The organism is Basfia succiniciproducens (assembly GCF_011455875.1).
Classification (GTDB): Bacteria; Pseudomonadota; Gammaproteobacteria; order Enterobacterales; family Pasteurellaceae; genus Basfia; species Basfia succiniciproducens.
Genome location: NZ_CP015031.1, coordinates 346,591 through 361,394 on the forward strand (window position 1 = coordinate 346,591; position 14,804 = coordinate 361,394).

Genomic DNA, 14,804 nt, shown 5'->3' on the forward strand with positions numbered 1-14,804 from the left:
ATATATCAAACAGCTTATCAGGAGGTGATTATGTCAGAGAAGAATTTTATCGAAACTCTATTATCCCATCGTTCTATTCGTCAGTTTAAATCACAGCAAATAGCGTCGGATATTATTGAGCAATTAGTCGATGTGGCACGTTTTGCGTCCAGTTCCAACCATTTGCAATGTATTTCAATTGTTCGGGTTATGCAGCCGCAACTGCGTCATGAATTAATGCTTTGTGCATCAGGGCAGGCTTATGTTGAAAGTGCGGCGGAATTTTGGGTATTTTGTGCGGATTTTAATAAACACAAACAAATTTGCCCGGAGGCGCAATTGGATTATACGGAAGTAATGTTAATCGGTGCGGTGGATGCCGGTATTATGGCGCAAAATGTGTTGGCCGCCGCTGAAAACCTCGGGTTAGGCGGTGTTTATATCGGTTCTATCCGCAATCAAATCGAAAAAGTCGGCGAGCTGTTGAATTTGCCTGAATATGTCGTGCCGTTGTTTGGAATGTGTTTAGGTTATCCGGATCAGAATCCGCCGTTAAAACCCCGTTTACCGCAGGAACTGATGTTTTTTGAAAATCAATATCGGCCGTTGGATAAAACGATGTTGAACGATTATGACAAAGAAGTGGCGGAGTATTATAAAAAACGCAGCCAAGCGGATATGGATTGGTCTCGTAATGTGGCGAAAACCTTAGGTAAACCCGTTCGTCCGCAGGTATTGGGTTATTTGCAAAAACAGGGTTTTGTGAAAAAGTAGGCTGCAATGAAACTATTGATGCTATGTCGCGAACCAAATTTGTATAGCTGCCGCCGTTTAAAAATGACGGCGGAAAATGCGGGTCATAAAATGGATATTTTGGATCCGAATCGTTTTTTGTTAAAAATTCAGGAAAATCGACCGCACTTTGCATTGTATTATCAGCCTAATCAAGGAACGCCCTATTTATTACCTGATTATGATGCGGTAATTCCCCGTTTTGGTACGCAAAGTACAAAAATGGGCTGTTCGGTGTTAACCCATTTAGCGGCGAAAAATATTCCCTGTCTAAATAACCCTGCGTCTTTTGCTCTTGCGCGAGATAAATGGCTGAGTTTACAGGCGTTAGCCGCTGCGAATATTGCCGTGCCGGTAACGGTGTTTGCCGGGCAGGATTTCCAAGCGGGAAGCGCGGTAGAGAAGGTTTCTTCACCGACTATTTTGAAAACGCTCAACGGTTCGCAGGGTATCGGCGTTATCCTCGCCGATCGCTCGCAAAGTGCGGTCAGTATTATGGAAACTCTCACGCTGTCTCATATTCCGGTTTTGTTACAGGACTTTATCGGCGAGGCCGGAGCTTCGGATATCCGTTGTTTTGTGATTGGCGATAAAGTTGTTGCCGCTATGCAACGTAGCGGACAAAAAGGCGAATTCCGAGCCAATTGTCATCGTGGCGGCATAACTCAACAAATAACTTTGAGCGATGATGAAAAGCTTATTGCCGTACGCGCGGCTCAAGCATTAGGATTGGATGTAGCGGGTGTGGATTTGATCCAATCTAAAAAGGGATTATTGGTGTTGGAAGTAAATGCCAGTCCGGGATTGGAGATGATAGAGAAAACCAGCGGCATTGATGTGGCAACACAAATGATTGCTTATTTAGAAAAGAGAATTGCCGGTTTGTGAAAAAATCGTTAAACAACATTTTGTTTTTGCCAACTTAGGGGTAAGATAAAGTCAGTTTTAAAGGAGAAAATTATGATTATATATTTACATGGTTTCTCATCCAGCCGACCGGATGATTATGAGAATGTGATGCAGTTAAAAATGATTGATCCTGATGTGCGAGTTATCAGTTATAGTACGGTTCACCCTCGCCATGACATGACTTATATCCTGAATGAGACCCATAAATTAGTTTCTGAAACTCAAGATGATAAACCGATGATTTGCGGTGTAGGTTTGGGCGGTTATTGGGCTGAGCGGGTCGGCTTTTTGTGCGGTGTTAAGCAAATTATTTTGAATCCGAATTTATTTCCGGAAGAAAATATGGAAGGCAAAATAGACCGTCCGGAAGAATATCTTGATATTAAAACCAAATGTATTGAAGATTTTCGCGAAAAAAACCAAAGCCGGTGCCTTGTATTCTTATCAAAAAATGACAAAGTGGTGGATCCTAAACGTTCCGAAGCCTTGTTATCCCATTATTATGAAGTGATTTGGGACGATACGGATGCACATCAATTCAAACATATCGCGCCATATATTCAGCGCCTAAAAGAATTTAAAGCGGCGTAATTAATAAGGACGCCTTGTGGCGTCCTTATAGAATGGAATAAGTTAGCAATTAATAATTGTTCTGTCTGTTAATTGATAATTCGGCGGTAATTGCGGGTCCGCATCTTCTTCGGTGAGCGGTACAACTGCCGGCGCTCTCGGATAACTTTCCGTTACCGTGCCTTTTTCTTTGCCGAGTAATTGATTTTGCAATCGCGCAAAGCCGGTTTTGCCTGATAACCAAACCTGAATAAAGTATTGGTTAAATTCCGCATCAAAATAATGATCTAACACCTGATCATTCAAAATAAAATAACCCGTATTCTCTAACGCAATATAGCTTAAACGATCATTGGGTAAAAAATCCGGCATTGGTATTGCGGATAATTCCTTTAACCATTTTTCCGTTTGCTCTTTAGTTGCGCCTAATGAGGTCATTTCTTTAATTAAAATAATAGAGAAATTTTTTCCTTCAACCGGTTTTGCATAGTCGAATGAAAACATCAGCGGTGACTGATGATCTTGATATTCGCCGTTTTCAGTATCAAATGAAACGGTATAAACAAGGAACGGACCCCAGTTATAATCGGCTTTGCCCACATTAGCCCATTGTGCATTGAGCACAGCGGGCGCGAGACAGAAAAGCGATAAGAAAAGCGGTTTAATCTTCATAAAAAAAATTTCTTACTAAACATAAATTGTTGCTGATTATAGCAAAATAATGAAAAGAAAAAAGGCGAACCTATGTCGCCTTTTCGAATTTATTCACAAATTTACTTATTTCAAGCTACCAACCATATCGGCAGGTACCACCCATTTGTCGAAGTCTTCGGCTGAAACTAAGCCTAAATTGATTGCTTCTTCACGTAATGTAGTGCCGTTTTTGTGTGCGGTTTTCGCAATTTTCGCCGCATTTTCATAACCGATATGGGTATTTAATGCGGTTACCAACATTAATGAGCTGTCTAGCAAATGTTGAATACGCGGTGTATTTGGTTGAATACCGGTTGCGCAATGTTCGTCAAATGAAATACAAACGTCCGCGATTAATTGAGCTGATTGCAGGAAGTTCGCCGCCATTACCGGTTTAAATACGTTTAGTTCGAAGTGACCTTGTGAGCCTGCGAATGAAATGGTGGTATCGTTACCTAACACTTGTGCGGCAACCATTGTCATGGCTTCGCATTGAGTCGGATTTACTTTACCCGGCATGATTGACGAACCCGGTTCGTTTTCGGGAATTAAGATTTCACCGATACCTGAACGCGGGCCGGATGCCAATAAACGAATGTCGTTAGCAATTTTGAATAATGACATGGCAACCTGTTTTAACGCGCCGTGGGTTTCCACAATGGCATCATGGGTTGCTAAAGCTTCAAATTTGTTTTCTGCGGTAATGAACGGAAGACCGGTGAATTTCGCAATATATTCCGCAACTTTCACATCATAACCTTTAGGCGTATTTAAGCCTGTACCTACGGCGGTACCGCCTAATGCCAATTGGCGTAAATGCGGTAAGGTATTTTTAATTGCAGTTAAACCAAAGCTTAATTGCGCCGCATAACCGCTGAATTCCTGACCTAAAGTTAATGGTGTTGCGTCCATTAAGTGAGTACGGCCGATTTTCACCACATCTTTGAATTCTGCAGCTTTTGCCGCTAAGGTTTTTTGTAAGCGCTCAACCGCCGGAATAGTGGCTTCAACTACTTTTTTATATGCCGCGATGTGCATTGCAGTCGGGTAAGTATCGTTTGAAGATTGGGATTTGTTTACATCGTCATTCGGATGGATGATAGATTTTTCACCTAATTTTCCGCCGTTGATCACATGGGCGCGGTTAGCGATAACTTCGTTCAGGTTCATGTTAGATTGCGTACCCGAACCGGTTTGCCAGATTACCAACGGGAATTGGTCGTCTAATTTACGGGCAAGGATTTCATCGCAAGCCTGAGCGATTAAATCGCGTTTTTCGGCAGGTAAAACACCTAAATCTGTATTTGCAAAAGCAGCGGCTTTTTTCAAATAACCGAATGCTTCAATGATTTCATGTGGCATAGATGCCGCAGGACCAATTTTAAAATTATTGCGAGAACGTTCGGTTTGTGCCGCCCAGTATTTATCTGCAGGAACCTGCACTTCACCCATAGTATCTTTTTCAATACGAAACGCTGTCATTGTATCACCTCATTGTAATAAATAAAAAATTTGAACTGATTCTAACACCTGGGAGGTAGGATTGAAATGAAGAAAATTTACGAAAAGCGTTTTTTGTGATTTAGATCATTTTCGTTTAATTTTGCCTTATTTTTACAAAACCGCAGCGGATGTTTATAATTTAGTAAATACTAAATGAATGAAGAAAAGCAAAATGAACGACAAAATTATTTTTAATCAATCGGAAAATCCAAAAGATTCGAAAGAACCGACCGATTTTGTGGCGAAACAGGAATTTACCGATATAACTGATGCCGATGTGCGGCTTGACCCGGAAGATTTAACCGGCGAGTCCTCACTAGGGCAAGAAGGCGAATTGTTGACTGAAAATTTAACGGAAAGCCTAACGCCTAAACCAAGATGGTGGAAAAAATTGCTGATTTTGACCGCAGTTTTATTCTTCGGGGCAACCGTTGCGCAATCCGTTCAATGGCTGATTGATACATGGCAGCAACAGCAGTGGATCTATTTCGTTTTTGCTCTGGTCAGTTTATTTGTGGTGATTCTTGGTTTTTCCGCATTATTCCGAGAATGGCGACGGTTAGCCATATTGCGCCGGCATATTGATTTACAGCGACAAAGTGAAACTTTATTGCAAAAAAGTACGGTGAATTTCGAGCAAGATTTGCCGGCACAGGATAGTGAAAGCGGCAAGCAGCTTTGTTTAAAAATTGCCGAGTCTATGAATCTGGAACCGCAACATCCGGCATTAAATCAATGGCAGAAGCAAATTAATGAAAGTTATTCGGCGCAGGAAGTGGCGTATTTATTCAGCCAAACCCTGTTAAAGCCGATTGATGCCAAAGCGATTAAATTAGTGACCAAAAGTGCCGTTGAGGCGGGTACTATTGTGGCAATCAGCCCTTTAGCATTGGTGGATATGTTTTTTATCGCGTGGCGGAATATTCGGTTAGTAAATCGCATTGCCAGACTTTACGGTATTGAATTAGGTTATGCGAGCCGTTTGCGGTTAATTCGCTTGGTGCTTTTAAATGTGGCGTTTGCCGGTGCTACGGAGCTCGCACAGGAAATCGGTATGGACTGGCTTTCGCAAGATATCGCCGCCAAGCTTTCGGCACGAGCGGCACAGGGTATCGGTGTCGGTTTGTTAACCGCGCGTTTAGGTATTAAAGCCATGGAATTTTGTCGCCCGCTGGTATTTAGCAAGCAAGAAAAACCGAAATTAACGGCGATTCACCGGGAATTATTAAGTACATTAAAATCAACGGTTTTTACCTCGTCTAAAATAAAAGATAAAGAGAAAATGTAAATAAAAGTTGCCATTAATCTTTAAATGTTTACAGTGAAAGGGTATGATGAAGGCAATTATTTTATTCGGTCAATTGTAGGGAAAACTATGTCGAAAAATACTGCTAAAAGGTCAGCGCATTTTACAGTGAATCAGTATGAAAATTTTACGGATGTGGTTGCGTTAAGCCCTAAAATGGCGGCGTTGGTTGAAAAAGCAAAAAAATTCGCCCTGCTTGACGCGCCGTTGCTTATTCAAGGCGAAACCGGTACCGGTAAGGATTTGATAGCAAAGGCTTGCCATAATTTAAGCGCGCGAAAAGATCAGAAATTTATTGCGGTAAATTGCGCCGGGTTGCCCGATACGGATGCCGAGAGCGAAATGTTCGGTCGCGCCGACGGCGATAAAACTTCAACCGGCTTTTTTGAATACGCCAATGGCGGCACTGTATTATTGGACGGCGTTGCCGAATTGTCATTAAATCTACAGGCAAAATTATTGCGCTTTTTAAATGACGGCACTTTTCGCCGGGTAGGGGAAGAACAGGAACATTACGCCAATGTGCGGGTGATTTGCACCTCACAGATTTCACTGCAGCATTATGTGGATGAAGGAAAAGTGCGCAGTGATTTATTTCATCGGCTAAATGTGTTATCGTTGCAAATCCCGCCGCTGCGCGAGCGTAAAGAAGATTTAGCCGTATTAACCGAGAATTTTGTTCGGCAAATCAGCCGCCGGTTAGGCGTTCGAACGCCTGAATTTGACGGGCAGTTTTTACAATATTTAAAAGATTACCAATGGCCCGGCAATGTGCGGGAACTGTATAACGCGCTGTATCGGGCCTGTTCTCTTGCCGAACATAACAAACTGACCATCGACGGTTTAAATTTGTCCGAGAATGAAACCGTGCCTTTAACGTTAGAGCAATTCGGCAATGAAAGCCTGGAAGAAATCATGAATAACTTCGAGGCGAGCGTCTTGCGCAAATTTTATGAACAATATCCGAGTACAAGAAAACTGGCTTCCCGATTGGGCGTTTCCCATACCGCCATTGCCAATAAACTTAAGCAATACGGTATCGGTAAATAAGCGGAGATAAAAGTGCGGTTAAAATTTTAAGATTTTTTGTCGTAAGACTGCCCTTTGAGCGCTTTGTTTATTATTCGGATAAATCAAATCTTCAAAATTCCTCCAAAAAATACCGCACTTTTTTCTGATGTTAGCGTTTTGAACAGGCGCTGAATTGGGGTAGAATATCGCTCATGATTTTTTCTGTTTTGATGAATTATTCTAATGAAACCTATATTTCTTGAATTGCGCCATTTAAAAACTCTGCTTGCCCTGAAAGAAACCGGTTCCGTTTCTCTAGCCGCCAAACGGGTTTATTTAACCCAATCCGCCCTTTCTCATCAAATTAAATTGTTAGAAGAGCAGTACGGCTTGCCTTTATTTGAACGGAAAAGTAATCCTTTGCGTTTTACCGCAGCTGGCGATCGTTTGCTGCAATTAGCCAGTGATATTTTGCCAAAAGTGGTTGCGGCGGAACGGGATCTTTCCCGCGTAAAACAAGGTGAAGCCGGCGAATTGCGTATCGCGGTGGAATGCCATACCTGTTTTGACTGGTTAATGCCGGCAATGGACAGCTTCCGTCAGCACTGGCCTTTGGTGGAATTGGATATCGTATCCGGTTTCCATACGGATACCGTTGGTTTGCTGCTTACTCATCGCGCCGATTGGGCGGTGGTTTCGGAAGTGGAAGAAACCGACGGCATTGTTCATAAACCGTTGTTTTCTTATGAAATGGTCGGTTTGTGCGCGAAAGATCATCCGCTCGCCCACAAGGAAATATGGGAGGCGGAAGATTTTGCCGATCAAACCTGGATCACCTATCCGGTGCCGGACGATATGCTGGATTTACTACGTCAAGTATTGAAACCCGCGGGAATCAACCCCATTCGCCGAACCAGCGAACTAACCATTGCTATTATTCAATTGGTGGCAAGCAAAAGGGGCGTTGCCGCACTGCCGTTTTGGGCGGCAAAACCTTATTTGGATCGGGGTTATGTGGTAGCGCGCAAAATTACGCAAAACGGCTTGTACAGTAATCTTTATGCAGCTTATCGCGAAGAAGACGCAAATAGCGCGTATTTAGAAGATTTTTATGAAACCGTTAAATCGCAAAGTTTTTCCACCCTGCCCGGGTTGTCTGTTTTGGAATAATTGGTTGTTGTAAAAATGTCCGAAATCGTATCAAAAACCCCTGTTCGGGACGCGGCCAAAGCGGCTTTTCCTTATTCAGCCCCGATGATTGCAGGCTTTATCTTTCTCGGTATCGCCTATGGCTTATATATGAAACAGCTTGGCTTCGGCGTGCTGTTTCCGGTTTTTATGGCTTTGCTTATTTATGCCGGTTCCGTTGAGTTTATTGTTGCCGCCGCACTGGTTGCGCCTTTTTCACCGTTAAATGTATTCTTAATTTGTTTAATGGTGAGCGGACGGCAAATTTTTTACGGCATTTCGATGCTGGAAAAATACGGCGGGCATTTAGGCAAAAAACGTTGGTATTTGATTACTTCATTAGTAGATGAAGCTTTCTCATTGAATTATATGGCAAAAATCCCAAGTCATATCAATAAAGGCTGGTATATGTTTTTTGTGAGCCTTTATCTGCAAATTTATTGGGTTATGGGTGCGGGGATCGGCAATCTGTTCGGCGCGATGCTGCCTTTTGATCTTAAAGGTATCGAATTTGCCATGACCGCGTTATTCATCATTATTTTTGCCGAAAACTGGTTGAAAGAAAAATCCCATGAAAGCTCGTTACTTGGATTGGGCATCACACTGACCAGCCTGATTATTGTCGGTAAAGAGCAATTTTTGATTCCGTCTCTGCTCGGCATTTGGATTATGCTGACATTGAGTCGCCCTAAATTAAGCAGCAAATTGAAACGCATTGAATAAGGTAGAATAATGACGCTGACAGAACAAATTATCACCGTCGGGATGGGTATTTTAGGCGTACATATTTGCCGTGTGTTGCCTTTTTTGATTTTCCCGCCAAATCGCCCGATTCCCGAATATATCCGTTATCTCGGTAAGGTTTTGCCGGCGGCAATGTTCGGCATGCTGGTGATCTATTGCTATAAAAATGTGGATATTTTCAGCGGGTTTCACGGTTTTCCCGAGTTTCTGGCGGGGCTAATTACATTAGCGCTACATCTGTGGAAGAAAAATATGTTTCTTTCAATGGCGGTGGGAACCGGGTTGTATATGTTTTTAGTACAGGCGGTATTTGTTAATTAGGGCTTTATTTCTCAAAAATTTGTAATTTTAATTTATAATTTTTGAAAGGAGCGTTCGCTTTTTCGGCGTTATTGGCAAAGCCAAGGCTCAAAATTTCTCGTTTTTTGACCGCACTTTTATCAATATAAATTCAGCACTGCTGCGAAGTAGTGCTGTTTTTTTATATAACAAAGAGAATATTTAACTATTTTCTAATTTAGCCGGATTAAATAGGTAAGAATTAAATATTATTTAATTTAATGTAATATTTTTTAATTAATATATCTATTTTGCTGGTAATTGAACAAAAAATGATTAAAATTCGCCCTTTTATTTCTATTGAATGCAAAAAGGTATTTTGGCGTGTTAAACGATTTTGTCATTATGGTGGAGCAGGGAATTCACTGGTTGGTAGATAATGTGGAAGGTCCGTTATGGGATGCTACTATCGTGATTTTGCTCGGTGTCGGATTATTTTTCACGATAACCACAGGTTTTGTTCAGATCCGTTTATTTCCGCATAGTCTGCGGGAAATGTGGTTCGGGCGTGAGGTTCAGGGCGATTCCTTAACGCCGTTTCAGGCTTTTGCAACCGGGCTGGCAAGCCGGGTCGGGGTAGGGAATATCAGTGGTGTAGCAACCGCCATTGCACTTGGCGGACCCGGTGCCGTTTTTTGGATGTGGCTCACCGCATTAATCGGTATGTCCAGTGCTTTTGCCGAGTCTTCATTAGCTCAATTATTTAAAATTAAGGAAGCGGACGGTTCGTTTCGCGGCGGTCCCGCCTATTACATTACTCAAGGCATAGGTTCCCGATGGTTGGCGGCGGCCTTTGCCATTGCATTGATTTTTACCTTTGGCTTTGCCTTCAATGCGGTACAGTCCAATTCGATTGTTGAGGCAACCCGCAATGCCTGGCTGTGGGATGAACATTATGTGGGCATGGGGCTGGTGTTATTAACCGCGCTTATTATTTTTGGCGGCATTAAACGTATCGGTAAATTTTCAGCCCGCATTGTACCCGTAATGGCATTGGTATATTTGCTGATTGCCGTCAGTATTTTGTTAATACATTACGATCGGATTCCGTCGGTAATCAGCCTGATTATCCGTAGCGCCTTTGATTTTTCCGCCATGGCGGGCGGTGTTTTTGGCGCTATGTTGTCAAAAGCGATGTTACTGGGGATCAAACGGGGATTATTTTCTAACGAAGCGGGGATGGGATCGGCACCCAATGTGGCGGCAACCGCCGATGTGAAACATCCGGCAAGTCAAGGATTGATTCAAATGCTGGGAGTATTTGTGGATACTATGGTGGTTTGTACCTGCACCGCGATTATTATTTTATTATCCGATAATTACGGTGGCGAACAGTTGCAAAGCATTTCACTTACTCAAAACGCATTAAAGTATCATATGGGTGAGTTCGGTTTGCATTTTCTGGCGTTTATTTTGTTGTTGTTTGCCTTTTCTTCGATCATCGGCAATTACGCTTATGCCGAAAGTAACATCCGTTTTATAAAAAATAACCCTGTTGTGGTGAATCTGTTTCGCGCTATGGTGCTGTTTTTTGTATATTTTGGCGCGGTTAATTCCGGTGGAATTGTGTGGGCGTTTGCCGATACGGTAATGGCGGTAATGGCAATGATTAATTTGGTTTCGCTGATTATTTTGTCGCCTATTGTGTGGCTGTTATTAAAGGATTATCACCGTCAAGCCAAGCAGGGTATTGTACCGGTATTAGATATTATGTTACATCCGCGTTTATTAAAACTGCGCCTTGATCAACGATTGTGGAACAGAAGATAGTTTTACGGATAAAAAGTGCGGTCATTTTTGAGGAAATTTCAAGCCGACTCTGTATTTTGTAATAAAAAACGGTAAGTATTGTTGGTACTTACCGTTTTTTTTTTGTTTTTACACGTAGCCGTAATTCATCAAACGCTGATAACGGCGATCTAATAAGGTTTCTTTATCTAGTATATCAAGGTCTTCAAGATCGCTTAAAATGCGTTGTTTTAATGCTTGTGCCATTTCGTCATATTGACGATGCGCACCGCCCAACGGCTCGGTCACGATATTGTCAATTAGCTCAAGTTCTTTTAACCGGCTGGCCGTTAATCCCATCACTTCAGCGGCGGTAGAGGCTTTTTCCGCACTTTTCCACAGGATTGACGCGCAACCTTCCGGTGAAATTACCGAATAGGTACTGTATTGCAACATGTTGACTTTATCGCCCACACCGATAGCTAACGCCCCGCCGGAACCGCCTTCGCCGATAACCGTACAAATCACCGGCACGGTTAATGTTGACATTTCACGCAGGTTGCGGGCAATGGCTTCCGATTGACCGCGTTCTTCCGCACCAACGCCCGGATACGCTCCCGGCGTATCAATGAAGGTGATGATTGGCAAACGGAAACGTTCCGCCATTTGCATTAAACGTAATGCTTTGCGATAACCTTCCGGCGCCGGCATACCGAAATTGCGTAATACTTTTTCTTTGACCGAGCGCCCTTTTTGATGGCCGATAACCATCACCGGGCGACCGTCTAAACGCGCCAAACCGCCGACAATTGCTTTATCGTCTGCAAAAGCGCGGTCGCCGGCTAATTCTTCAAATTCGGTAAAAATACGGGAAATATAATCTAAAGTATAAGGGCGGTTCGGATGACGAGCCATACGAGAAACTTGCCATGCGTCTAGGTCAGCAAAGGTTTTTTTGGTAAGCTCGGCAGTTTTTTTCTGCAAGCGTTTAATTTCATCGTCAAGATCGATTTTGCTGTCTTGATCCGTTACCGAACGTAAAGATTCGATTTTTGCTTCAAGCTCTGCGATCGGTAATTCAAAATCTAGATATTCTGTTTGGTTTTGTTGACTCATTTTTTTTCTCAATATAGGGTCTGTTTATAAAAGAAAACAGACCTTAGTTATCACAAAATAATGTCGCACTTTACCAGTATTTTTATAGGTGTGCAATTTAGTAACATATTCTATGCTTTTTTGCGGAAAAAATCAGTGAAATTATTGAATTTTTTATCAGGTTGAGCCTGTTATCAGGCTCATCACTTTATTACGTATGATTTAGGGCCGTTAATCTTTTATAAACTTCGTCGCAGCCGTTTATAAAAGATAAGCAGACCCTAATATTTTCCCGTATTGAACCAGTTTACATAATCCAATTGATCGTAAAATTTCTTCCCGTTCCAACCGGAAAATTCAAATAAATCGCCCACTTGCGATTGCGCTTCAAAACCGGGAATATAAAGTGCGGATGAAAATTCGGTATATTTTTTATGAGTGAACACGATTTTATTCGCAAAAGGCAGTTTATCAAAGGCGCTTAAATCTTCATAACGGCAGCCGTCGCGATCAGTCATCAGGATAAATAAATTGTCCAGATTGATTCGTTTGGTTCGCTCGATCCATTTGTTACGGGCTTCCTGTTCCGAATGATAATGCATAAAATAAACGGTTAAATCCTCTAATTTGCCTACGGGATAGGCTTTATCCGTTTTAATAAACTGCAAATCCGCCTGCATATAATGATGAATATTTTGCAGATATTTAACAAAGTCGGCAGGTTCCAGATAAAGATTAACGAAAGGCGAACGGAATTGTTCCGCCAAATCATGCAAAATAAAAGCGCCGTTACAATTGCTGGCAATCACCGACATTTCATGATTGGTTAATAAGCGTTGATTTTTTCTATTAATAGAACGGCGAAATTGCTTATTTACTTGATTACGTATTTTTTCGATCGCTTTTTTTATGAGATTTTGCATATTGGAATAGTCTCGACTGATAAACTTATCTTTTCTTTAACTTAAATTAAACCTCATTTTACTCAGGATTTCACAAATTAAAAAGTGCGGTAGAATTTTAATGAATTTTAAATTCATCGTTTAAAATAAAATGCGTTATATTTCATATAAATAACGGCAACCGTTTGCCTGAGAGATAAATCACAAAATAGGTGATAAAAGGTTAAGAAGCCATTTAAATTTACGTAATTTTCAGATAGGCTAGACAAATATTATTTTTGATAAACAGTTTAAAAGGGAAAGAAGCACTATGACAACTATTTTTACTATTGCTCAAAACTGGCTGGAACAAGATCCGGATCTCGAAACTAAAGCCGAATTAGCGCAATTAATTGATAATGCAAAAGCGGGTGACGAAAATGCTTTAAAAGAATTAACCGCCCGTTTTGACGGACGGTTGCAGTTTGGCACGGCAGGTTTGCGCGGTCGCCTGCAAGCCGGTTCAATGGGCATGAACAGAGTATTGGTGGCGCAAGCGGCAGGCGGATTAGCCGATTATATCAAACAATATGATCATAATGCGCCGTCAATCGTAATTGGTTACGACGGACGTAAAAACTCCGATATATTTGCCCGCGATACGGCGGAAATTATGTCGGGTGCGGGTATAAAAGCCTATTTATTGCCACGCAAATTACCGACTCCCGTATTGGCTTATGCGATTAATTATTTTGATGCCACAGCCGGTGTAATGGTCACCGCAAGCCATAACCCGCCGGAAGATAACGGTTATAAAGTTTATTTAGGTAAAGAAAACGGCGGAGGTCAGATTGTTTCACCCGCCGATAAAGATATTGCGGCATTAATTGATAAAGTAGCGGCGGGCAATATTAAGAATTTACCGCGCAGCCAAGATTATGTTGTGCTGGATGATCAAGTGGTGGATGCCTATATTGAAAAAACGGCGAGTATTGCACAAGAGCCTAGAACGGACATCAATTACGTTTACACCGCAATGCATGGTGTCGGTTATGAAGTGTTAAGCAAAACATTGCAAAAAGCCGGGCTTTCCCAACCGCACTTGGTGAAAGAACAAGTGTATCCCGACGGTACTTTCCCGACTGTGAGTTTTCCTAATCCGGAAGAAAAAGGCGCACTGGATTTAGCCGTTAAATTAGCGAAAAAACAAAACGCCGAATTTATTATTGCCAACGACCCGGATGCCGACCGTTTGGCAGTGGCGATTCCGGATGCCAAAGGTAATTGGAAAAGCCTGCATGGCAACGTATTAGGTTGCCTGTTGGGCTGGCATTTAGCAAAAAAATATCATGCCGCAGGAAAACAAGGTGTACTGGCCTGCTCGTTGGTTTCTTCACCGGCACTGGCGGAAATCGCGAAAAAATACGGCTTGCAATCGGAAGAAACCTTAACCGGGTTCAAGTATATCGGTAAAGTTAAAGGCTTATTATTTGGCTTTGAAGAAGCCATCGGCTATTTGGTTGACCCGGATAAGGTTCGGGATAAAGACGGTATTTCCGCCGCCGTTGCGTTTTTAGATCTGGTACTTTATCTGAAAAAACAAGGCAAAACCATTTTAGATTACATGAATGAATTCAATCGGGAATTCGGCGCTTATGTAAGCGGACAGATCTCAATTCGCGTAAGCGATCTTACGGAAATCAGCAAATTAATGACCGCACTTCGTAACAACCCGCCAAGCGAAATCGGCGGATTCAAAGTAACGCAATTTATCGACCACTTAAAAACAGAGCGTAATAACGACATTTTAGTGTTTACTTTAGAAAACGGCAGCCGTTTAATTACTCGTCCGTCCGGAACCGAACCAAAAATCAAGTTTTATCTGGATGCCAAAGGTAAAGACGCGCTCGACGCCGATAACGTATTAGCCCAATTCGACGAAAGCGTCCGCGCATTACTGCGCCGAGAACAATACGGCAAACAGGATTGTTAGCGGATGATCGGGAATAACAATTAATAAATTACATAGGGGAGCGCTGTTGCTCCCATGGGTCTGTACCATAATT

General features: G+C 42.2%; 14 protein-coding genes. 10 read left to right on the forward strand and 4 right to left on the reverse strand.

The genetic code is table 11. From position 1 onward, the window contains the following. Positions 1 to 30 precede the first annotated feature (30 nt). The 3 genes from nfsA to ycfP all read left to right on the forward strand — a co-directional run bounded on the left by nfsA (position 31) and on the right by ycfP (position 2,271). Positions 31 to 753, forward strand: coding sequence for an oxygen-insensitive NADPH nitroreductase (gene nfsA / locus A4G13_RS01610; protein ID WP_090654696.1), 723 nt, complete (start codon positions 31 to 33; stop codon positions 751 to 753). Positions 754 to 759: 6 nt separating this feature from the next. Continuing rightward, positions 760 to 1,659 (forward strand): ATP-grasp domain-containing protein, encoded by a 900-nt coding sequence (locus A4G13_RS01615; RefSeq protein ID WP_090654698.1) that lies wholly within the window; start codon positions 760 to 762, stop codon positions 1,657 to 1,659. 72 nt (positions 1,660 to 1,731) lie between these two features. Beyond that, complete coding sequence (ycfP, locus tag A4G13_RS01620) at positions 1,732 to 2,271, forward strand: alpha/beta hydrolase YcfP (protein WP_011199937.1); 540 nt, start codon at positions 1,732 to 1,734, stop codon at positions 2,269 to 2,271. A 42-nt stretch (positions 2,272 to 2,313) separates the two neighbouring features. On the opposite strand, the gene A4G13_RS01625 is transcribed toward ycfP, so the two are convergent. Together A4G13_RS01625 and fumC are read right to left on the reverse strand one after the other, a co-directional pair. Further along, positions 2,314 to 2,922, reverse strand: a complete 609-nt coding sequence (locus A4G13_RS01625; RefSeq protein WP_011199938.1) for a hypothetical protein — start codon at positions 2,920 to 2,922, stop codon at positions 2,314 to 2,316. Positions 2,923 to 3,027: 105 nt separating this feature from the next. Next, entirely contained in the window at positions 3,028 to 4,425 is a 1,398-nt protein-coding gene (gene fumC / locus A4G13_RS01630) for a class II fumarate hydratase (RefSeq protein WP_090654700.1), read from the reverse strand. A gap of 193 nt (positions 4,426 to 4,618) precedes the next feature. On the opposite strand from fumC, the gene A4G13_RS01635 reads away from it, so the two are divergent. The 6 genes from A4G13_RS01635 (at position 4,619) to A4G13_RS01660 (ending at position 10,804) form a co-directional block, all read left to right on the forward strand. After that, positions 4,619 to 5,734: a TIGR01620 family protein gene (locus tag A4G13_RS01635; protein WP_243739738.1), complete on the forward strand. Its 1,116-nt coding sequence runs from the start codon at positions 4,619 to 4,621 to the stop codon at positions 5,732 to 5,734. Positions 5,735 to 5,821: 87 nt separating this feature from the next. Continuing rightward, the gene (locus A4G13_RS01640; RefSeq protein WP_176752349.1) at positions 5,822 to 6,802 is read left to right on the forward strand and encodes a sigma 54-interacting transcriptional regulator; all 981 of its coding nucleotides are present in this window, start codon (positions 5,822 to 5,824) and stop codon (positions 6,800 to 6,802) included. Positions 6,803 to 7,006: 204 nt separating this feature from the next. Next, positions 7,007 to 7,933, forward strand: coding sequence for a LysR family transcriptional regulator (locus A4G13_RS01645; RefSeq protein WP_090654704.1), 927 nt, complete (start codon positions 7,007 to 7,009; stop codon positions 7,931 to 7,933). Between the two features lie 15 nt (positions 7,934 to 7,948). Continuing rightward, positions 7,949 to 8,674: an azaleucine resistance protein AzlC gene (azlC, locus tag A4G13_RS01650; protein ID WP_090654706.1), complete on the forward strand. Its 726-nt coding sequence runs from the start codon at positions 7,949 to 7,951 to the stop codon at positions 8,672 to 8,674. A gap of 9 nt (positions 8,675 to 8,683) precedes the next feature. Beyond that, complete coding sequence (locus A4G13_RS01655; protein ID WP_011199944.1) at positions 8,684 to 9,016, forward strand: branched-chain amino acid transporter permease; 333 nt, start codon at positions 8,684 to 8,686, stop codon at positions 9,014 to 9,016. Positions 9,017 to 9,379: 363 nt separating this feature from the next. Beyond that, the gene (locus tag A4G13_RS01660) at positions 9,380 to 10,804 is read left to right on the forward strand and encodes an alanine/glycine:cation symporter family protein (RefSeq protein WP_090654782.1); all 1,425 of its coding nucleotides are present in this window, start codon (positions 9,380 to 9,382) and stop codon (positions 10,802 to 10,804) included. Between the two features lie 108 nt (positions 10,805 to 10,912). Here the strand turns inward: A4G13_RS01660 and accA are convergent, their stop codons facing one another. After that, complete coding sequence (accA, locus tag A4G13_RS01665) at positions 10,913 to 11,878, reverse strand: acetyl-CoA carboxylase carboxyl transferase subunit alpha (RefSeq protein WP_011199947.1); 966 nt, start codon at positions 11,876 to 11,878, stop codon at positions 10,913 to 10,915. A 260-nt stretch (positions 11,879 to 12,138) separates the two neighbouring features. Next, positions 12,139 to 12,780, reverse strand: coding sequence for a DUF1919 domain-containing protein (locus tag A4G13_RS01670; RefSeq protein WP_011199949.1), 642 nt, complete (start codon positions 12,778 to 12,780; stop codon positions 12,139 to 12,141). 289 nt (positions 12,781 to 13,069) lie between these two features. Here A4G13_RS01670 and A4G13_RS01675 point away from each other — a divergent pair, with 289 nt between their 5' ends. Continuing rightward, positions 13,070 to 14,731: a phospho-sugar mutase gene (locus A4G13_RS01675; protein WP_090654708.1), complete on the forward strand. Its 1,662-nt coding sequence runs from the start codon at positions 13,070 to 13,072 to the stop codon at positions 14,729 to 14,731. The last annotated feature ends 73 nt before the right edge of the window (positions 14,732 to 14,804 follow it).